Source organism: Fibrobacter sp. UWB4 (assembly GCF_002210345.1).
Lineage (GTDB): Bacteria > Fibrobacterota > Fibrobacteria > Fibrobacterales > Fibrobacteraceae > Fibrobacter.
Genome location: NZ_MWQI01000007.1, coordinates 119,734 through 141,517 on the forward strand (window position 1 = coordinate 119,734; position 21,784 = coordinate 141,517).

The 21,784-nt window shown below is 48.5% G+C and carries 9 protein-coding genes; 4 read left to right on the forward strand and 5 right to left on the reverse strand.

Annotation, left to right across the window (positions count from 1 at the left end; all coding sequences use genetic code 11):
• Positions 1–173 precede the first annotated feature (173 nt).
• From B7990_RS11195 to B7990_RS11210, 4 genes are all read right to left on the reverse strand, one after another.
• Positions 174–875: a hypothetical protein gene (locus tag B7990_RS11195; protein ID WP_088641028.1), complete on the reverse strand. Its 702-nt coding sequence runs from the start codon at positions 873–875 to the stop codon at positions 174–176.
• 71 nt (positions 876–946) lie between these two features.
• Positions 947–3,082, reverse strand: coding sequence for an ATP-dependent RecD-like DNA helicase (locus B7990_RS11200; protein WP_088641029.1), 2,136 nt, complete (start codon positions 3,080–3,082; stop codon positions 947–949).
• 1 nt (position 3,083) lies between these two features.
• Positions 3,084–6,896: a UvrD-helicase domain-containing protein gene (locus B7990_RS11205; protein WP_088641030.1), complete on the reverse strand. Its 3,813-nt coding sequence runs from the start codon at positions 6,894–6,896 to the stop codon at positions 3,084–3,086.
• A 2-nt stretch (positions 6,897–6,898) separates the two neighbouring features.
• Entirely contained in the window at positions 6,899–10,573 is a 3,675-nt protein-coding gene (locus B7990_RS11210) for an exodeoxyribonuclease V subunit gamma (protein ID WP_088641031.1), read from the reverse strand.
• A gap of 99 nt (positions 10,574–10,672) precedes the next feature.
• On the opposite strand from B7990_RS11210, the gene B7990_RS11215 reads away from it, so the two are divergent.
• Complete coding sequence (locus B7990_RS11215; RefSeq protein ID WP_088641032.1) at positions 10,673–15,172, forward strand: response regulator; 4,500 nt, start codon at positions 10,673–10,675, stop codon at positions 15,170–15,172.
• Here the strand turns inward: B7990_RS11215 and B7990_RS11220 are convergent.
• Positions 15,165–15,518 carry a hypothetical protein gene (locus B7990_RS11220; RefSeq protein ID WP_088641033.1) on the reverse strand — a complete coding sequence of 118 codons (354 nt, stop codon included), beginning with the start codon at positions 15,516–15,518 and terminating at the stop codon, positions 15,165–15,167. The genes B7990_RS11215 and B7990_RS11220 overlap by 8 nt on opposite strands.
• 121 nt (positions 15,519–15,639) lie before the next feature.
• Between B7990_RS11220 and B7990_RS11225 the strand changes: the two genes are divergently transcribed.
• From B7990_RS11225 to B7990_RS11235, 3 genes are read left to right on the forward strand one after another with little or no spacing between them, the layout of a single operon-like run.
• A complete protein-coding gene (locus tag B7990_RS11225) occupies positions 15,640–16,770 on the forward strand; it encodes a DNA recombination protein RmuC (protein ID WP_088641034.1) in 1,131 nt (376 codons plus the stop codon).
• Positions 16,771–16,822: 52 nt separating this feature from the next.
• A complete protein-coding gene (sbcD, locus tag B7990_RS11230; RefSeq protein ID WP_088641035.1) occupies positions 16,823–18,154 on the forward strand; it encodes an exonuclease subunit SbcD in 1,332 nt (443 codons plus the stop codon).
• Positions 18,155–18,163: 9 nt separating this feature from the next.
• Positions 18,164–21,751, forward strand: coding sequence for an AAA family ATPase (locus B7990_RS11235; RefSeq protein WP_088641036.1), 3,588 nt, complete (start codon positions 18,164–18,166; stop codon positions 21,749–21,751).
• The last annotated feature ends 33 nt before the right edge of the window (positions 21,752–21,784 follow it).

Below are 21,784 nucleotides of genomic sequence, written 5' to 3' on the forward strand. Positions count from 1 at the left end.
TTATAATGGAATGTAAAAATGCAGCTTAGAAAAAATTCGCCCGCATGTGTGCGGGCGATGTGCTATCTAGAAATAACTGGACCCTTCACTTCGTTCAGGGTGACGAGAAGTTGTTCAAGTCTGGGACGAGAACGCCTTCGCGTCAGGATGACGAGAGCGGGGTGACGCTTTAATTACTTCTTCTTTGCGGTGCTCTTTTTCGGAGCGGTGAAGTAGTTCTTCATGAATTGTTCGAATTCTTCGTCTTCGATTTTGTGCATTACGGAGAGTTTGTCGAAAATCCAGCAGAGCTGTTCGTCAGTTTGGATGGCGACGTAACCATCTTTGCGGAAAACTTTGAGTTTCAAGAGGCCGCTGTCCCAACGGTTTGAAAGTTTGAAGTCTTCGAGCAGGCGAGACTGTTCCTTGCAGATTGCGAGTTTGTCTGCAAATGAATAAATCGGGGCGTAGATGTTTGGGTTGCAGAGGTGTAAAAGTCCGTTACGGGCATTTGCGGGGTTCTTGGCGAACTTCTTGGAGGCAAAGTCTTCGAGCTGTTCCTTGATTTCGGCGACGGTCTTGCCGCGCGTGGCTGCCGGGAGGGTGGAGAACTGGTTCAGGATGCCCTGCAAAAAGCTCAAGTCCCAGTTTTTGGAGGACGTGCCGGTGCCTGCTTTCCAGAGGCCTGCGTTGCCTTTGCCGGTGTTCGCGATGGCGTAGAGGGCGAGAGCCTGTGGGGCGAATTCGTCGTTGGCCGGTGCTGCGGGGATGGCTTCGACGGTTTCGCCGAGGAAATTCTCTGCGAGGAACTGGTCGAATGCGTCGTAGATTTCTTCTTTGCCCGGGACTTTAAAACGGGGGGCGCCATTTGCTTTGAGTTCTTTGATTGTTGCCATTTTTCTTCCTTTATTTTTTTCTTACTTAAATATACACAGAAATGTGGGCGCAGGTACAAAGAATTGTAAAACTATAGCGAAATTCCCGTGTCGCGCTCGCTGACTGTGGTGACTGCGGCTTTGAATGTGTCGTCGCTTGCGATGATGGTGACGCTCTCCTTGGCGCGGGTGATGCCTGTGTATATGATTTGGTTGGTGAGCAGGGGGTGGCCGATTTTTGTCGGCAGGAACATGGTGACGTGTTTGTACTCGGAGCCTTGCGACTTGTGGATGGTGATGGCAAACGCGGTGGTGATGGAATCTTCGGGGAGGACCGAGAGCGGGTAGAAGACGAAGTCGTCGCGGGTTCTTTCGCTGCCTTGGGGTGGCGCTTTTTTGAGCATGAGGCAGGGCGTGTTGCCGTCGAAGACGACGATTCCCGTGTCGCCGTTGTAAAGCTTAAACATTTCTTGGTTGCGCGTGATGATGAGGAGTTGGCCCGGGAAGTAGCCTGAGTCATCCCATTGGACGGTTTCGCCTTGCGATTTCTTTTTGGCGCGCCAGAGGCTCTTGATTTTGGAACAAACTTTTTTGTTGATGTTTTCGATGCCGCGGAGGCCACGTCGCTCGGCACAGAGGATTCGCTTTGTCAGCGAAAGTTGCCAGATTTGGTTGCGTCGAGCGGTTTCGCTGAGGTCGGGGTCGTCTGCTTCGGTGCCGGTGCGTTGCGGATTGATTTGTTCGGCAAGTTCGGGGAGCTTGGCAAAATCGCGGGACCATTCGGCGATGAACGATTCGATGCGCTTGTCTTCTTCTTTTTTTGTAAGCGGGGTGTTGTCGGTTTCGATCCTTCTGTAGAAAACTTTGTCTTTGAAGGTCGCTGCACTTTCGTTTGCAATGTCGCTGTTTTCGTCGAGGTTGCGCGCATTCCCAATTTCGTCGGAATCGTGTACGAATTTGTGCGGGACGAACTTGTTGTTGTCCTTGCTCTCGGCGACTTCCTTGATTTCTGCGGCGAGCTTACCGATGTTTGAACGATCGTCAAATCGGTTGGATTCGTTGAGCTTGACGGAAAAATCCTTGCCGGATTGCACTTTCAAGATTTCGCCGAGGACGGCGCCGGAATCAACAGATGGGAGCTGGAACGGGTCGCCGAGAATGAATATGCGTGCGCCTTCGGGGATAGCTTCGAGAAGTGCTGCGAACATTTCGATGTCGATCATGCTCGCTTCGTCAATGACGAAGATGGAATTTTTTGGAAATTGCTCTTCGTGATTGTACATGAAGCCGCCCGTGCTTTTGGAAAATCGGAGCAGGCGGTGGATAGTGCTGCTTTCGGGTTCGTTCAGCTTGCGGAAAATGCGCTCGTTGTCGGTCTTTTGTTCGTCGCGGATTCTGGCGAGACCGTCGATAAGGCTTTCGCGCATGCGATCGGCGGCTTTGCCGCTCGGGGCGGCGAGATAGATGTTCCAGTCGAGCATTTCGCTGTGGCTTGCGAGTAGATTCCACAGAATGTAAAGAACGACGGTGGTCTTGCCGGTGCCCGGGCCGCCTGTGATAACGAGGTTTTCGGATTGCCCGCGAATGATGGCTTCTGCTTGGCGCTTCTTGATGGTGAAGGGTTTGTCGCCGAAAGGATTACAGATGCTTGCAATTTTTTCGGTGCACTGCGCGATTTCTTCTTCGCTTGGCTTGCTTCCGTTTTTGAACAAGATATTCGCCGCTTTTTCAATCACGCATTTGGCGTCGAAATGCTTGGTGAAATAAAGGTGCGTACCGCTTTCGCGCTTGGCGAGAATGAATGGCTTGCTCAAAGAATCTTCGGCGGATGCGGTGTCGGTTTCGCGGCTTTCCATGATGGCGGAAAAGTCGTTTGTCAAAATATCTTGAATGCCACCTGTGATGATGCTTGCGAAATCGCTTGCGGTTGCAAATGCGTTTTCGTCGATGTCTTCTTCGGCGGTGCTAATGCGGAGCATTACGAGACCGTTCCATTTGCGAGTCCACATATCCGTGAACTTCGATGCTTCCAGCGGAACGCGTGTGTTTCCGTCGTCGAGGAGCGACATGCTGAGTGTCAGGAATTTTTGTGTATGGAGCGAAATGTCGTTCTTGATTTCAAAAAGCAAATGGAGCAAGTGCTTGTCAAGCGGAACGAGTCCGCGCATTTCGATAAGCGCGTCAATGAATTCGTCAATTGATTCTGTAGCGAGTATTTTCTTGTCCATTTTAGTTTTCCTCCTTAACGATGGAGGGCTTGCTCATGAGACCTTTCACTTTTTGATAGGCGCTTGCAAGGTCGGTAAAACTGTTCCAAGTTTGTGCGTAAATGCCCTTGGGTGTGCCACCTTCGGTGCCGCGAATAAACGCGTAATAGATACCGCCAAAGTGCTTTTCAAAAATTTCAGATTCGCTCAAGTTCTCGGCTGTACCTTCGCCGTAGAACTGCTTAAGCCATTGAATCAGACAATAGCTGTAAAGTACGCGCTGGATGGAGTAATCGTTATCGACTTTTTCCTTGAGTGCATCGGGCGTGTAGTTGTTGTTCTCTAGCATGTCCGATTTCCAGTCGAGAATGGAATAGTACTTTTGACCGTTTATAGTGCGGACGAAAAGCAAGTCGATGAAGCCTTTGCAGAAACGCTTGAGAATGTCGCCGCTTTCGGCGCGTTTTTCATCGCTTGCGTTATTTTCAGAGTTTGCGCGATTCTCGTTATGGGAGTTCGCCAGAATCTCGTCAGTGGCGTTCTGGTTGAACTGTACTTCGGGTTTGTGGTCGCTTAGTGGAATGTCAACCAGCGCGAACGTTTGCGGCGCATCTTGTTTGGCGTTCCCTGCGGAATCTTGCTCTGTGTATTGCACGGAATTGCCCGCGATTTCTGGCAGCCTTGCGTTCAACGTATTCCACGTGTAGCGTGTGGCGATATCAATCCAGGCGTCGCGATGATTCCAGATGGGGAGCGATTCGCGCTTGAATTCTTCTTCGATGATGTTTCTCGTTTGCGGATTCGCGAGCGCATCTTCGAGCGTCTTGTTTTCTAGACCGAACTGCTGGAACTTGGTGCATTCGAAAATGCGGTGGAGCGCGTTACCGGCATGTGAACCGCGCGGGAACTTGTGTGCACTTTCGTTCAAATGCGTCTGGTAATCAAGCGAAGCATCGGCTGTGATGGTGCAGTTGACAGCTGCGGTATCAATGTCGCGAATCTGGACTGTTGACGTACGCGCTGTTGCGATTTCTTCGCCCTCGCGATTCGTGCGGTTGCCATCATCGGCGTCTACAGGCGAATCCGCTTTGCCCGAAAGTGAGCTGTAAGAATACTGCATGATGCTTGCGTCGGCGAGCTTGTTTTGCAAATTTGCCATGGCGCATTTTTGTTGGATGATGTTGTCTCGAATTTCGTCAGCGCTTAATGCTTTCCCGATTTCGGAATTTTCATTGAGCGGTTTTAAAATGCGCTCCTTGACGGTTTCGCTGAGCTGTTGCGGATTCCAGTTTTCTATTTTCGGTAAAATCGTCGTCAGATCCGATGCGTTTTCGATGAGACCATTGATGGAACTTTCAAGGAATGCGTATTCCGGCTTGACTCCTTTGGTGTTTTTCCATTTCTCGTAACGCGGCAACATGAGAATCGAAGATGCACGTGTGAAATCGACGTAGAAGAGTCGCTTCCATTCTTCAAGTTCTTCGAGTTCGCGTGTGGTCTTAGCGTGTTCACTGAAGCCAAGACGAATTTCATCGTTGTCATGATAAAGGAACGGTCCTGTTGCGGGGCGCTTGCCCTTGAAACCTGCGACAGAAATCACGACAGGGAATTCAAGGCCTTTCGAGGCGTGAATCGTCATGACTTGCACGGCGTCGTAATCGCTGCTTTTTTCGACGAGGTTGCCGTCTTCATCATCGGCGTTTTCGCTGTAGCTTGCGAGCGCTTCCAAGTGGCGCACAAGATCTTCGATGGAACAGTTGTGATTATAAAGATATTCGATGGCGTAATTGCCGATTTGGCGGAGCCTTGCCAAATTTTGCAATCTCGAAATTTCGGTCAAGCGTTCTTCGACTTGCGTGTCGCTGTAAATGCGTTCGAGCATTTCGGCGTAACGGCGCTTTTGTGCCAGTTCCGTCCATGCGTTTAATTTTTGTCGCACGGGATTGTTCGGGTCGTCGAACGCTTTGCTTTCGGCGTAGTGTATGTCCTGGCGTACAATCCTGAAAAAGTCCGTGATAAGCGCTTCGCTTAAAAGGCGCCTGTTCCATGCCGAAAAATCAGGTGCGTTGATTGCCTTGAAAATGGCGATCCATTCGGCGCATTCACGGCAACTGAAAAGATTGCTGTCTTTGTAACGGCTGAACGGAACGCCAGCAGAACGCATCGCATCTTCGATGGCGTCCATTTCACCACGGCTGCGGGCGAGGATGGCAAAGTCCTTGAAGGTCACGTTTCGGTATTGTGTGCAGTCTTCTTTTTTGAAAACTTGCAATACGGTTTTGCCATCGACAAAAGTGCACCAGTCAATGATTTTTTGAACGGCGGCGCGTGCAAAATCGACTTCGTTGATATCTTGTTCGCTAATCCAGATGGGAGCTACTTCATTGTTGTTAATCTTAGGCGGAGCCTTGATTTGCTTTTCGTTTTGCGGCGGGAGCGATGGCTCAAAATCGACGAGTTTTGTCGCCCCTTCGTTCGGTGTGAAAAAATTGCCTTTGAAAAGTTCGTTACAACCGTTGATGATTCCCGTGGTGGACCTGAAATTTGTCTGTAGCGACATGCCGTTTTTGATTTCGTGAATCGCTTTTTGATAGACGTTCACGTCGGCACTCTGGAAACTGTAAATAGATTGCTTGGGATCGCCCACGACAAAAATCTTGTCGAAAATAGCGCTGAAAATATCCCATTGCAATTGGTTTGTGTCCTGAAATTCGTCAATGATGGCGTATGTGTATTGTGCGCGGAGCCTGCTCTTGAGCAAGGAATCGCCCTTGCTCGTGTCAAGCGCTGCGCGGTGCACCGAGAGAATCATGTCGTTGAACGACTGGCATTTCTTTTCGGTCTTGTGCTTTTGCCATTCGTCAAAAACGGTGGCTGCTTGCGGAATCAAGAAATTGTTCAGCAAAACGCTATTGATGGAAGGGAGCAATTCTTTTAACGATTTGAATGTCAAAAAAGCTTCGTAAGCGTCGGACGGCCAAGTTGTCCGAATAAAATCGCTATCCTTGAATGAAACGCCAGAAAAGAGCGTCTTGTCTTTTTCCCAAAGCTTGAGCGCATTTAAAAAATCGCTGATGCAATTTTTAGATGTTTTGCCAAATTTTTCAGACGGGTGCTTTTCGAGTGTCGAAAAAGCGTCTTGGAAAATGGCAATGTTGAGAATGTCGTCAAATGTTTTTGCAACGGCAATGGTGCGGATGTCGTCATCGCTTAAAGCCGTATCTCCGAATGTGATTTGCTCTGGCTTGTCGAGAGGAATGATTTCGCAGTCGCCTTCACTACCGCGATAGACGTTGACGATATTTTCGAGGCTAGTTGCAACTTTGTTCGCGATGGACTGCGCAGAATCGGTCTTGAGCAAAAACTGGAAATCGCTATTGTCGCTCCACTTGTCGCGAATGAACTGTTCAACGAGATCGTGAACTTCGCTATCGTCAATCATCGACATGTCAAATGGTCTGCCTGCATCGTAGGCGTATTCCTTGAGCGCTTTTTGGCAGAACGAATGGATTGTGAAAATGGCGGCGTTGTCTACATCTTGGTAAGCCTTGGAAAACAGCGCAAGCGTAGCGTCGTTGAGTTCTTTTTCGGTTTCGTTTGTCTTGTCGAGCTTGCGGCTTACAAGGACTTCGTCAATTTTTTTGCGGATGCGGTCTTTGAGCTCGCCGGCCGCCTTCTCGGTGTACGTGACGATGAGGATTTTCTTGAGCGGTGTGCCAAGGCTGATAAGCTTTGCGACCATCAACTGGATGGTGTACGTTTTGCCAGTGCCTGCGGAGGCTTCAATGAAAAGGCTTTTGGAAGGATCAAATTTTTGGAGACTGAAATTTTCCATGATTATGCCTTCCTTTTCTTTGCGTTTTCGGTGACTGTAATTTGCATGAGGCTGCGCATTTTCTTTATCGCCTCACTCCACTGGTATGTAAAGTTGTTGGCTTCAAAACCGACATCGGTGATGGGATCGAATAGGGACTTTTTGTCGAAATATTTCCAGCAGTCTAAAAGCTTGTCCTTGAATGCGCGGATATTTGTAATGCCTGGCGTGTCGAGTAAACTGGCGGGAACGGCCTTGGAATAGGGACGCTCTGTTTCGTTACCGAATGCTGCGGTATAGATTTCTTGCAAAGTCTCTGTTGCCTTTTGCGGTGTCATGGAGACTGTCGCTGTTGTCGGTTCTGCGGTAGAGTCGGTGTTGTAAATGGAAATTTTTACAGTTTGTTCTGCATTGGCATCAATAGAGCCTGCTCTTTGTGCAATGACGGCTAGCGCCTTGACGTAAGGCGATAAGAACTTGTCCAAAGTCGTCTTGCTGTAAGACGAAGAAACGGTAATCATCTCGGAAATGTTGTCGAGATTTTCGCTATTGCACCAGTCGAGCGTTCCCGAAAGAGTCCACTTGCTATCGGCGCTGCGGTCGATTTGAATGTCCTGGATTTTTGCTTGATAGCTCCAGGATTCCTTGATTTGCGAAACGAGATTTTCGCCCATTTTTGCAAGGATCAAGTTCTTTTGCGATTCCATTTCGGCGAGAAGCTTTTCACCGAAGATGCCGTCGGGCATGTTGCCCTTGAGCGCGGATTCCTTCTTGAATTTTTCAAGCTCTTCGGACTTGTGCGAAAGTTCTGCGGCAACCATCATCTTGAGAAGTTCGCTCTTTTGCAGAGGCTCGAAATGAATCGGCTCGAACAGTTCCTTTTCCGGATCGTCAGATTCGGAGGCGGCGAGCATCTGGCTGATGCGGAATTCGAACGGGTCTTTCAAGAAATCGCTGAGCATGTAAAGCGGGACGCGTTCGGGCAATTTGACAGCGACGTTTTCGTCGGCGGTTTGCATCGCGCCAGTTGCAGGGTTCACGTGTGCAAATCCGTCTTGCATCATGTTCAAAAATGCGCGCTTGTTGCGGAGGCTCTTTTGCGTGAAAAGTTCCGTAAAGTCTCGAGTCTCGTCGAGCGAAATCTTTTTTTCGGGCCACGCTTCGGAAAGTCCGATTTTTTCGGCGGGCGCGATGTTCTGATCGCGATTAATGGCATTGACCAAAAACTTGCGGATGTCATTCACGACGGAGGTCGGGTAAAGTTCAGCGTCCTTGCGGATGTCCTGATTTACGTAGCTCACGTGGAAACTTTCGCTTGTGCTCATGAGCTGGCAGAGGAACGCGTAACGGCGCTTGGCGATAGGCGAATCGTCGCCCGGCCACGGGCGGCAAGACTTGCGGAGGTCTAGTGTGTTGTGCTGTTTTGCGCCTGGGAAGTTCATGGAATCGCCACCGATAAAGAACAAGTGCTTTACAGGGATAATGCGGTTCGGGATGAAGTTCATGAACGTGACGCCGTTGACGAAAAGCGTTCCGCAACTGTAAGCAGATGACTGTGCGGCGGTGAGAAGCGTCTGCTTGACGACTTTCCACGAGATGCTTTCAAGTCCCGCGTCCATCTGGTTGCGGAGACCTTCGATGGCCTGCATCACGTTGTTGACGATAATCGTTTCGCTGGCGAAGCCATCGGGCGCGCCGGACATCGTGATCCATTCGCTGATGAAGTCACTGAGCTTGTCGAGGTCCGCGACTTGCCCGGCCTTTCCGAAATCCATCCACTTCTTGAGCGATTCGATGCATTCTACGAACTTGCAAAGTGAGCGGTTGTCGCTTGTCGCCATGTCGGCATACGGCATGAGCGTTTCGCTAGAATCTCCGTGTGAAAATACAACGGGATTCTTCGTCATTTTTGCAAGGAGCAAACGGCGAACGCCGCCGAGCCAGTCCTCTTTTTTGTGCTCGCGGTCGCGATAGACGTTCGTCTCTTCAATCCAGCTTTCCCAATTGTTTACATCGTCTTCGCTGATGTGGCGCGTCTGCTGTACGACCGGATTGCGCAAAAGAGCAAAGAATGTCGGGCGTGTAATGGTGCCCTGTTCCAAAATCGAGAACAAGTTGTCCAGTACGTTTTCGGTCTGTGAACTTCTGGCGGGTGAATCGACAATGGCAAACGGAATGTGCAAAAATCCATCCTTGTCGTTTTCGCTGGCGTACTTTTTCTTTTCGGGAGTCTGGTCAAAAATCGTCTTGATGGCCGTGCGGTAATCGTCCAGTGCGGGCGATACGACGAGAATGTCGCTCACGCGAGCGCCTTCTTGCATGAGCTTGCAGATGCTCGTGTGGAGCGCTTCGATTTCGCGAATCTTGGTCGGCGCTGCGGTCACATCTAGGCTAAAGTCTTTCGCCTTGCAATCGCTTGCGGTAAAGTCTGGCAATGTGTTGATGCGGTTTGCAATCGCGTACTGCACCTTGTGCAAAAGCGTATCGTGCGGGAGTTCGCTTGCATCGCTAATCTCGTTGGCGGATGAGTCTCCGCGACCGCTCGTGCTGAAGTCGAAATCGTAATTGGCGGCTTGGCACCAGAGCTTGATGTTGTCGCGTCCGGAACGTCCCCAGTTGCAGAGCAGCGTGTTTTCGGATTCTGCTTCTGCGCTTGTGTATTCGGGGATGTCATCGACATCGTTGCTTTCGCCCGCATCCGAAATCCCAACGGACATTTTTTCGCGGACCTTGTCGATGTCCCCATTTTTGTCGCTCCACTGTCCACTGCGTGAAATCCAGTTTCGGTGAATCGTTGCGTTTTGCCTGTGAACGGTTGAAGTGTCTTCCCAGAATTCCATACAGGGATTCTGGATGTAGGCGTAAACGTCGTGCGTCTCGGCGTACTTCTGCAAAATTACGCGGTAAAACTGGCCCATGCCTCCGAGGCCAAAAATGAATAGCGGCGTGTTGCCTGTGTGTTCCGTGTGGAATTGAACATTGCCATTTTTGTCGTGGCATGCAATGTAGAGGTACGGGATCGTCATGTATTCCGTGCGTTCGATTCCCTTGCGCTTTGCTTCGTTCTCGAAGACTTCGGAAAGCAGCGAAGGCTTCCCTTCGTGGGCGTGGAAAATGGCGGAGTACAGCTTGCGCTGCCAGGCTTCACGCTTTGCAATGTCGTGGTTTGATATTCCAAAAAAGTCATCCAATTGACCTTGCTTCCACTTGTCGAGAATGCCCGGTGCAGACTTTCCGTCGGTGCCGCGAATGAAATCGCTCGGCCTGCTTGTCTCGTATTCCAAGAACAGCGAAGCCATCTTGCTTGCAAAATCGAAAAGATGCGTCTCGTCGAGCGCTCCGTCGATCACCAGGTAACGCGTGACTTCATCGTCCATCAGCATGTAGTTCGGCGTACCGTTTGTCTCCTTGACGAGGTGCGCGAGAATCACGTTCCGAAGCATATCGGAATTCAGCTTTTGCTTGTGCGGGTCATCGCCAATGAGAATTTCCATGAGGAAACGGTCAATCATCATCGAATTGAACCCGACGAGGGACTTTTTTTTCTGTACCCATTTTAGCCTGAACCATTGTTCCAGTTTCGGGTCCGGGAACAGGACTGCCGGGGCTTCAAACGGGTTTGTCCATGCTTTGGATACCGCCTCGATCAGTTCGTCGGCGAGGTTTTCTAGGTTCAGCGCAAATTTCAGGTAAAGCATGGCTACAATATATTAATCTGTGACACGAATCGCATGTTTTTGATGGATTCATTTTAATTTTGGGGATTTTTCATATATTTTGATGGAGACGGGGCAAGCATGATAAAAAAAGATATAAACCAACAATCTTGGATCGAAAAAAGTAACGCAATTATTGAATCGATTGCGGATGAGTTTGATTGTGTTTGCTATGTGGACTTGTCTAAAAGTCCTGAAGAAGATGATGTTGAAATCTTTCATGCCAGTCAGTTTCTCGTGGCTCGAGTTCCCGCTCTCCGTGGAGAGCGCAATCTCCGTAAGCGTTTAAAACTCATTTGTGATAATTTCGTTTGCTCCGAAGATCGTGATGATTTTCGTGAACGAACCCGTCGCGAAGTGATTACGCAAAATCTTGAAAAAGCCACTCAATATATAGTCCCGTTTAGATGTGAACTGGATGGTGCCGAAGTTTATTTTCAGATGAACTTCTTCGCTGACCGCGACAAGTCCGGCAAGTTTAAGGGCTTTACTTTAAGACTGCGCAATGTGGACCGCGATATCCGTTCCAAGCAGCGTTACGAACTCGAACGCCACCTCAATGAAAATATCGTCATGAAGTTTGGCGAAAAGGTGGAATCCGTTTTTGTCTTCAATCCGACAAAGAACACGTTCAGGACTTTGTATTGCAAGGATGAACTCAAAGGTCTTTTTCCGGTCGAAGGTAAGCTCGATGGAATTGGTGGGCTTGTTGTCATGGACGTCATTCATCCCGCTGATCGTGAGATGATGATGAAAGGCCTTGATATAAACAATGTCCTTGACCGCCTTTCTCGTGAGCATAGTTTCCGCTACCTGTTCCGTGATATTGCTCTTGGTTATGCTCGATGGTACGAAGCGCGCGTGATGCGCTTTGATATTGGTGACGATAATGAATTTTTGGTGGGCTTTGTCAACAAGAACGATGAAGTCATCAATAAAAAAATTAACGAAAAAGTCAGTGAAGAATTTGCAAATATTGACCTTATCAACCTGGAAGAGGATATCATACAGGTTATTCGCAGGTCAAAGTATTACAATGGCGTAAAAGAAAAGGATATTATTCCTTTTGAAGTCGGCTTCAAGAACGCGTCAGCATTTGTTCATGAGGAATTCAGGGAACAGTGGAATGAGTTTGGAAGTATTGAAAACTTGAAACGTATTTTTGCGACTACAGATAGCCGGGAAATTGTTTTCAAGCATTTGACGGGTGACGGCTCGTATTTTTGGTGCCGCAACGTGTTTCGTGTCCTGGATAGGATTGATGGTGTCCCGGTAACGCTTGTCATGACGGCCACGGTTGTGGATAGGGACCAGTCCGAAAAGCTCAGCTTGAACGAAAAGCTCGTGCAGCAGAAAAAGGAACTTGAACGAAACCTTTCGATCATTGATGTCTTGGCGTCTGAATATTCGTCGGTTATGTATGTCAATCTTTTGACCGAGGAAATGATCCCGTATTCGATGAATGAAATTTCAAGACCTTATTACGAAATAATGAAGAAGAACGGCATTAAGTATATTGATGCCTATTTGCGTTTTGTAAATGAACGGGTCTATGATGCGGATAAGGAGAAGATGCTTGAGGCTGGCAATGTCAGCAATATCAAGGCATTCCTGAAGAATAACAAAACATATGTGGTCCTGTTCCGTTCGGAATCGTCGGGACATATGCGCTACAGTGAAATGAAGTTTGTGAAGGTCGGCGCTGACAACGAGGAACCGAAAGCAATAATTGTGGCCTTTGCAAACCGCGATGATGAAGTGAGTACCCGCTTTGTGCATGACAAGATCATGGCGGAGTACGAGGCGATTCTCCTTTGTGATCTGTCGAATGATTCTGCGCGTGAAATTTTGCCTTCGAATAAGGTGGACTTTGGCAACGAGCAACAGCGCAATACATGCTCCTATCGCGCAAGCCGAATGGTGCAGATTGTCGATAGCGAATACAAGGAAGAATGGATGAGCCTTGCAAGCCCGCAATATATCCAGCGCCTTCTTGCGCACGATGATCGTCGGGAACTGCTTTTTAAGGCGTCGATTTTCAAAAATCCGTGGGTGAGTTTTGTCATGCAGGTCGTGGAACGCCGCAATGGCGTTGCGACTCTCGTGATTATGACTTTTGCTGCGGTGGACAAGAAACGCGCCGAGAAAATCCAGCTGAACAAGAAAATTGCGGAACAGAAAGAGGAACTGGAACGTAACATTTCCATCATCGAAGCGCTTTCCGCAGAATACACGTCAGTGTACTATATTGATCTTGATTCCGAACAGATAACGCCTTATTCCATGAACAAGGCGACTGCAAATTCGTTTGGTGAAACATTTAAGCAAAATGTCAAATATTCCTTGGCGTACTCCGTGTATGTCGATAAGTTTGTGAGCGGAATCTACAAGAACCGAATGCTCCAGGCGGGTTCCATTAAGAATATCCGGGAACAGCTTGCCAATCGCAAAAGCTTTAACACGATGTACGTGAACTTCCTCAATCGCTATTGCGAGATGAAGTTTGTGAAAGTCGGCGATTCCGATCACCCCCAATATGTGGCGCTCGGCTTTGCAGATAAGGATGATATTCTTCGCAAGGAAATCCAGCAGCAGTCTGTAATCCAGGGCCTTGCCGAAGACTTTGACTTGGTCTGCTATGTCGATACCGTTTCCATGCACGAGAATGTTTATCGCTGTACGGATGTTTTCCCGCGGATCATCAGGAATTGGCAGGAGATTCAGGGTTTCAATAAAAGGTTGAATTTTATTAAGAATGAATTTGTTTGTGAAGACGATCGGGACCAGTTCTACGCATCGACGCGCCGTGAAATCATTCTTGAAAATTTGAAGAACAAGAATGCCTATTATGTGAATTTCAAGGCGAATGTCTTTGACCATGTTGAATACTGGCAAATAAAGTTTGTGCTGACGGCGACGAATCCTGTGCAGATTGTCGCTGGCTTCCATAGTGTTGACGAGGAAACCCGCAAGCAGAAAAAGGATAAGGAGGCTTTGGAGCAGGCCCTTCGGATGGCTAATTCTGCAAGCCGCGCGAAGACGACATTCCTCAACAACATGAGCCATGATATTCGTACGCCGATGAATGCCATCATTGGTTTTACGGGCCTTGCTGCAGAGCATATTGACAACAAGGAACAGGTTGCAGATTATCTTGCGAAAATTGAGCAGTCTTCGGAGCATTTGCTGTCGCTTATCAATGATGTCCTGGATATGAGCCGCATTGAATCGGGCAAGATGAATATTACGGACCGTCCAGAACGTCTTGCGGACATAATCCATACGCTCAAGGGGATTGTTCTTTCGGATGTTCGCGCTCGGCAGCAACAGTTCTTTATTGAACTTGAAAACATTAGCAACGAGATGATCATGTGCGATAAGCTGCGCTTGAATCAGGTGTTGCTGAATGTTGTCTCGAATGCCATCAAGTATACGCCTCAAAAAGGTGTCATCTCAATGAATGTCAAGGAGGTTCCTGCTGAACCGGGTTATGGAATTTACGAGTTCCTTGTAAAGGATAATGGTATCGGCATGAGTGAAAATTTCCTGAAGCAGATTTTTGCGCCGTTTACCCGTGTGAATTCTTCGACGGTAAGCGGTATTCAGGGAACAGGCCTTGGCATGTCCATCACGAAAAATATTGTCGATATGATGGGCGGTACGATCCGCATTTTGAGCAAGGAAAATGTTGGCACCGAAGTCATTATGACTTTTAAATTTAAGCTTTGCGATGAACCCAATAGAATTGCTGCTTGCAAAAAGTTCAGGGGCTTGCATTGCCTGATCGTAAACGATCGGCCGAGTGTCTGTAGAACGGTTGATACCGCCGTGAAGCTTGAAGAGTTGCGGTATGACTTGTGCTCCTCTGAAGATGAGGCCCTGGCTTATATAGAAAAATCGAGAGCCTTGAACGATGAATACCGTCTGTTCCTGATTGACTGGAATGTGCAGGGGATGAAGAGCATTCAAATTGCACGGAATATTCGGAAGCTCGTAGAATCTAGAATCCCGATTGTTGTGCTTACTTCGTATGACTGGCTGGATATCGAAAAAGAAGCGCTTGAAGCTGGTGTGACGTCGTTCTTTGCAAAGCCTTTGTTCCCGTCGGATTTGCAGCAGATGCTTGAACGGTTCTGCGGAAATGTACCGGGGAATGTTGCTGAGTCGGAACAGTTGATTTCGCTGCCCAAATCGTTTGATTTTACTGGCCGCAAGGTGATGATTGTCGAGGATAATGTGCTCAATCGGGAAATTGCTACGGAAATCTTGGAAGACCGCGGCGTAGAAGTCACTGCGGTGGAACGTGGCGACTTGGCTGTTGAAAAATTGCGTTTCTCGACAAATAAGTATGACGCTGTCCTGATGGATATTCAGATGCCTGGTATTGACGGTTACGAGGCGACCCGCCAGATCCGCAAGCTGAAAAATAACGATGTCGCAAATGTGCCGATCATTGCGATGACTGCAAATGCGTTTGATGAGGATAAACGTGCCGCGATGGAGGCGGGCATGAACGACCATGTGGCAAAACCCGTGGATGTCAATGCCCTCTGCGCCACCCTCGCGAAATTCTTTAAATAAGCTTTTGAATGCCGTTGTCGAACTCGACCTTAAACCACTTTTCTTCGATGATTTCGTAATCAGAACCGCCATTAAAGACGTTCGCGTTTCCGTAGACTTCGTAGCCTTTGCGCATGGAAACAGGGCACACGAATTTTATGGATAGCTGCTTGCAGACTTCCTTGACGTCTTCTTCCGAGATGTTTTGACAGTCGGTGCTGTTGCAGAGCCTTGCGCTGATCTGCTTATTGAACTTGCGGAGCAAAAACGTGTAGCTCTTGAACGTGAATTCGGAGGATTCTTTTTCTTTGGCAAGGGCGTCCTCGCTACAAGAAATTGAACCTATGACGCTGTATTCGTAATCCATCGTCTATAAAGATAATAAAAAAGCCTGCTTTCGTTTTAGATCGATTGGGTGTATGCGAATATTTTTACTTCTTGTCAAAAACAGACATTATCTATTTGTATATTTGCAATGAGGTAAAAAGATGGATATTTCTTTGATTGTTGCGGCTGTTGCTGTTATTGCCTTTGCGTTTGGTGCGTTGGCGGGGGCGCTTGTGATGCACAAAGTAGGGCGCTCGGTGCATGATGATCGCGAAGCTCTGTTCAATGCTGAACTTTCTGCGATGAAGTCTCAGTTTGAGGCGGTGTCGGCACGGCTCCTCAAGGAACGCAGTGAAGAATTTAAAGGAGAAAACCGTGAGCACATGGAAATGATCACGAAGCCTTTGTTCAAGGAACTCGACAACATGCGCGAAATGCTTGGCCGCGCGAAAGAAGGCAATGACAAGAATATAGCGGAGCTGAATGGCGCTATCAAGACGATGGTGGAACAGTCCAGAAAACTCGGGCTTGATGCCGAAAACTTGGCCGATGCGCTCAAGAACCGTGGCAAGGTGCAAGGCGACTGGGGCGAGGTGGTGCTTTCGAATATTTTAAGCGATAGCGGTCTGCGTGAAAATCAGGAATATTTTGTGCAAAAGAGCTACACTGACGAAAATGGGCGCGAGTTGCGCCCGGATGTGGTTGTGAAGTGCTCCGACGGTTCGAATGTCATAGTCGATTCGAAGGTCTCGCTGACAGCTTATTCGGAATACGTCTCGGCGGAAAATGACGAGGCTCGTGACGCGGCATGCAAGGAGAACTTGGCAAGCATCATGAAGCATGTCGATGAGCTTGCTGAAAAGAACTACCCGAAGGTCGTGCCGCATGCGGTACCGTATGTGCTCATGTTTGTGCCGAACGAAGGAAGCTATATTCTTGCGGTGAACAAGGACCCTGCCATTGCACAAAAGGCGTATCGCAAGGGCGTACTGATTATCAATCCGACAAATCTGATGCTTGCGCTGAACTTGATTTTGCTGACCTGGCAGAATACGCGCCAGGAAGAAAATTGCGTAAATATCATGAAGACAGCCGAAGGGCTTTACGAAAAGTTCTGCGGTTTTACGGACAACTTTGTAAAGGTTGGACGTCAGTTAAATACGGTGCAGACGGCTTATGCCGATGCGCTTGGGCAGCTGAAGGACGGCAAGGGCAATATTCTAAGCCGTTTTGAAACGATGAAGCAACTAGGGATCGCAAGCGCCAAGACAGTGAATGAAAAGTTGAAATAATATATTGGGCGATTTAAAAAAGTATCTTTGTCTTGAGTAGAGGCGTTTTTACATGAAATTTATCCATACCGCAGACTGGCATCTTGGCAATACGATGCATGACATTGACCGCGCAGAAGAAACGGGCGCATTTTTTAATTGGCTGAAATGTGAAATTGAATCTGCCGGTGCGCAGGCCCTTGTCATTGCGGGCGATATCTTTGATGTGGTAAATCCTTCGAACATTGCAAAGACGCAATATTACCGTTTTTTGGCATCGCTCTTGAATACTCGCTGTACCAATGTGATTGTCGTGGGCGGCAATCATGATTCCGGAACGCTTCTCGATGCGCCGGCGGGCATTCTTGATGCGCTGAACATAAAAGTTGTGGGTTCCATTAACAATCGCAAGGTTGAAGATCTGGTGATAGAACTCAAGGATGGCGGCGGCGATATCATTGGCATTTGCTGTGCCGTGCCGTTCATGCGCAATCTGGAACTGGAACAGTTTTATAAGGCGAGCGGGCAACGCGGATCTGGCGAAAGCGCCGATGCTGTATCTGACGAGGATTTACTGAAGCGCCTTTATGCAGATGCGTACCGTTGTGCACTTGAGTTGCGTGGCGATCGTAACATCCCGATTATTGCAACGGGGCATTTGTACGCATCGAAACTTTCAGGTCGCGAAAACGATGGGAGTGAATCTGCTGCGGAACTTGCAAATGTTGAAAATGTAGCGCTTCCTGAAAATTCTGTTGACGATGGCGTTCGCGAAGTGATTGGAACACTTGGCAATGTCGATGTTTCGACGTTCCCGGACGGGCTCGATTATGTGGCGCTGGGGCATATCCATTATACGTCAATGGTCGCCAAGAATCCGAAAGTGCGCTATTCGGGTTCTCCGTTCGTGATGGGCTTTGATGAATCGTATTGCAAACGCTATGTTCTTTGCGTTGATGCTCAACCGAATGTACCCCCGGCTGTCGAAAAAGTTTTGGTGCCGCAGACGATGCGGTTTGAACAGTTCAAGGGAAACGTGGAATCGCTCAAGCGCGACTTGCGCAATCTTGAAAAGGAACTGCTTCAAAATCCGGTGGAAACGTACGTTGATTTGCTTTTGACCTCTGGCGATTTTGTGAGCCTGAATGAAGCGCTCGAAGCCGAAGAAGCCGGCAAGCATTTTGTGGTCAAGCGCCACCGCATTTCGCGTGATGTTTTGCGCAGCGCGAATGCGTTTGATGAATGCGTGGAATCGACAAAGCAATACACGAAAGAAGATTATTTCAGAATGCTAATCGCCTCGAATGCAGAAGAAAGTGACGATTCCGAAGTTGTGAAAAGCCAGTACGACAAGTTTATTGGTCTGTTTAACGAAGCTGTGGCGAAAGCGCATGAGAACGCATAAGAGGGACCGATGAAGATTAAGAAGATCGAGTTTTGCAATATTAATTCCCTTGCGGGCGAATGGACGATTGATTTTGAATCTCCTGATTTTGCAAATAGCGGCATGTTCTGCATTTCGGGCCCGACAGGTTCTGGAAAGACCTCGATTCTTGATGCAATTTGCCTTGGACTTTACGGCAAGACGCCGCGCTTGGGCGCCATCGTTGGTGATTCCAACGAGGTGATGACCTATGGTTCCAAGAGCTGCTATGCAAAGGTAATTTTTGAATGTGGCGGAAACATTTATTCGGCGCACTGGAGCCAGCACCGCTCTTCGAGAACGAATAAGCTGCAAAAGTATTCCTGGGCGCTCTCGAATGAAACGACGCACACCGTAGAAGCGTCTTTTTCAAAGCAGTCTGAAATTGAATCGACGATGACGCGCGTAATCGGGCTTGACTTTGGACAGTTCACCAAGTCCATGATGCTTGCGCAAGGCGAATTCAACAAGTTCTTGAAATGCAATGAAAATGAACGTGCTGCCATTCTCGAAAAGCTGACGGGCGATAGCATTTACAGAAAAATTGCCGTCGCCGTTCACGATTTGTACGCAAACGCCAATAAGGCTGTCGAAGATGTTGAAAACAAGATGGGTGCGGTCGCCTTGCTGAGTGAAGAAGAACTTGCTGAACTGAATTCAAAAATTGAGACAGCCTCGTCGCAAAAAGAATCGCTTGCTCTTGATGAAAAACGCTTTGGCGATATTTGCATTTGGTTCGAGAATCTGCACAACATTGAATCGCTTTTGCAAAAGGCGAAAGGCGGGCTAGAAATTGCCGAACGCGAAAAGGCGGGATTCGAGCCGAATCGCGAAAGGCTCGAACGCGCCTTGTGCGCGCAGGAAGTTGAATCGTCGTATGCCGAATTCAATTCCGTGCGCGGAAATCTTGAACGCATGAAAACGCAACTCGGCGAATGCAATGGTAAGCTCCCGGTTGCTGGAGCCAATCTCGAAAAAGCTTCGAAGGATAGCGGTGAAAAACAGGCTTCGTTCGAAAAGTGCAAAGCGGACTATTCTGCGAGTGAAACCCTCTGGCAGCAGGTTTCTACGTTGGATGGCGATATTCGAAATGCCCGTGCGCAGTTGAAAAATGCAGAGACGGATGCTACGAAAGTTGAATCGGAAATTGTGGCGATTCAAGCGAGAATCAAGGAGTTCGGCCTTAGAATTTCTGAAAATGAAACGGCGCTAAAGAGAGTCGAATCGTATATCGCAGAAAACGGCAAGGACGAAACGATTGATGGATTGCTTTCGCTCCTGAAATCGCAGGTTGCGGAATGGAAAGCCGAAAAATCGACGGTTGCCGAAGCTTTGCGAAAGCTTGAATCTCAAAAAAATGCATTGCAAGAGTTTGACGGTGCTTGCGAACGGCAAAAGCAGAAACTGGGCGCATTGCGAAATTACCTGACGGAGCACCAGATTGATGCGGATCTTGTGAACCTTTTGCCCGAATTGAACGGCTATGCCAACGATGTGGAACGTCACCACAATGAATCGTCGCGTTTGCAGGGCGAGATTGAATCTAGACAGGCTGAAACCTCAAACCTCTCTGGCGAACGTGAAAAAATGCAAGCGAGTTTAGCGGCGCTCCTGAACGAAAAGGAGACCGTTATTCAAAGCGACATCCCGGTTGTTGTTGCGGAACTTCGCCGTACCCTGAAACCGGGCGAGCCTTGCCCTGTTTGCGGTTCGCGGGAACACCTGTCGTGCGAGGATTCGGCGGCGATTGAAAATGGCGCTGACCGCCTAAACGATTTTGCAGATAAGTTGCGTAAAATCAATGGCGAAATGGAAAAAGTCCAGCGCTTGCTAGATGGCCTGGCTGCACGTGAGCAGAACCTCAATGATGCGCTTTGTGAGCTTGCCGAAAGACAGAAAGTCGAAAAGGCTGCGGAAGCGTCTGCGATTAAGCTTTTGGATTTCAGGCTTGAACCGTGGCGAATCTCGGCGAATCTCGAAAGCGCGAATCTCGAAAACGACAAGGCGAATTTTGAAAATGCGACTCCTGAAAACATTCGCGGAATTTTGCAGAACTTGCAGACGCTTAAGACAACGTATCTGCAAAAAAAGGAAAGCGCGGATGACTTGCAGAACAAGGTCAACAATGATGTGGTTGATCGAGCAAAGCTTGCGGGCGAGTTGAGCATCGTCGAAGATGCGGTCAAGAAATCGCAGGACAAATCGCAAAGCCTTTCGCAGAAAATCGAAGCTTCGCTTTCGCCGTGGTTCCCGGATATCCACATGGAAGATGTGGATGATTCGCTTCTCGAACTTGAAAAGAAGAATACCTGGTGGAAAAAGGCGCAGGAGAAAAAAGTCAGGGTTGAAGGCGAATTGGAAAAAGACCGCTCAGGTGTGGATCAGCACAAGGAACATCTTGAACAGGCGCAGTCGAGACTCGATGAATCCAAGCGCAAGCTAGACGGCCTTCGTGAAAATCTCGCCACGCTCGAAAAGAACCGCAAGGAACTCTTTGGCGAAAAATCTGTGGACGACGAACGTCACAAGGCGAGAACTTTGCGGGATTCTGCTGAACGTATGGCCAATGATGCCCGCCGCCTAGAACAGCAAATGCGCGAAGCGAAAATTGCGCTTGACAATTCCATCGCAGAACTGAACCGCCACATTGCAGATGTTGAACCGAAACTTGCAGAACTTCACAAACAGTTCCTCGATAATCTCGCATCGAAATCTTTTGCAGACGAACAGGAATTCTTGGCATCAAAGCTCCCGGAATCGGAACGCAAAATGCTCCAGCAAAAGCAAAAGTCTGTGGACGATAACTTGACAACGGCGCAAACGTCGGTCAAGAATTTTAAGGACCAGCTGGCAGAACATTTGCAGAAGCGCAACTTCGAGGAATCCGAAGATGCGGCAAAGCAGAATTGCGATGATGCGAAATCCAAGCTGAACGAATGCACCGTCAATCTTGCGACCTGGATAGCGCAGAAAAATAGCGATGTGCAGCAACGCCGAAAGTTTAGCGATATGCAGGCGGAACTTTCTCTACTCAAGTCCAAGCGAAACGACTGGGAACAGATGCAGCGCTGGTTTAACGGCAACAGGCTCGATACAGGCAACGGCGATGTGTTTGTCAAGTTTATCCAGACCATCACGCTCCGCAATTTGCTGAAAATTGCAAACGGCTATTTGCGCGACATGTTCCCGCGTTACGAGATGGTGACTGAACCCAATACGCTCAACATCCAGCTCGTGGACCATGACAATAGCGATGCTGTTCGCCCGATCGACAACATCTCCGGTGGCGAAGGATTCCTCGTGAGCCTCTCCTTGGCGCTTGGAATTTCGACGCTCGCGAGTCGCAATGTGCGCATCGATTCCATGTTCCTTGATGAAGGCTTTGGAACGCTTGATGCCAAGATGCTCCAGGAAACGGTCATCGTGCTCCAGAAAATGCAGCAGGAGAAAGGCAAGCTCCTGGGAGTCATTACGCATGTTGATTTGGTCAAGAGCGAACTGCCCACACATATTGAGGTCACTCCTTGCGGAGGACGGAGCGTTCTCTCTGGCGCGGGTGTCGTATCATCCCGGCCTTAAGCCGGAAACTGTGAAATTAACTATAATATATTT

Bases quoted from the DNA above. Each gene is read 5' to 3' on its own strand.
- B7990_RS11210 (WP_088641031.1), bottom strand. From the start codon at position 10,573: ATGCTTTACCTGAAATTTGCGCTGAACCTAGAAAACCTCGCCGACGAA.
- sbcD (WP_088641035.1), top strand. From the start codon at position 16,823: ATGAAATTTATCCATACCGCAGACTGGCATCTTGGCAATACGATGCAT.
- B7990_RS11200 (WP_088641029.1), bottom strand. From the start codon at position 3,082: ATGGACAAGAAAATACTCGCTACAGAATCAATTGACGAATTCATTGAC.
- B7990_RS11215 (WP_088641032.1), top strand. From the start codon at position 10,673: ATGATAAAAAAAGATATAAACCAACAATCTTGGATCGAAAAAAGTAAC.
- B7990_RS11220 (WP_088641033.1), bottom strand. From the start codon at position 15,518: ATGGATTACGAATACAGCGTCATAGGTTCAATTTCTTGTAGCGAGGAC.
- B7990_RS11225 (WP_088641034.1), top strand. From the start codon at position 15,640: ATGGATATTTCTTTGATTGTTGCGGCTGTTGCTGTTATTGCCTTTGCG.
- B7990_RS11195 (WP_088641028.1), bottom strand. From the start codon at position 875: ATGGCAACAATCAAAGAACTCAAAGCAAATGGCGCCCCCCGTTTTAAA.
- B7990_RS11205 (WP_088641030.1), bottom strand. From the start codon at position 6,896: ATGGAAAATTTCAGTCTCCAAAAATTTGATCCTTCCAAAAGCCTTTTC.
- B7990_RS11235 (WP_088641036.1), top strand. From the start codon at position 18,164: ATGAAGATTAAGAAGATCGAGTTTTGCAATATTAATTCCCTTGCGGGC.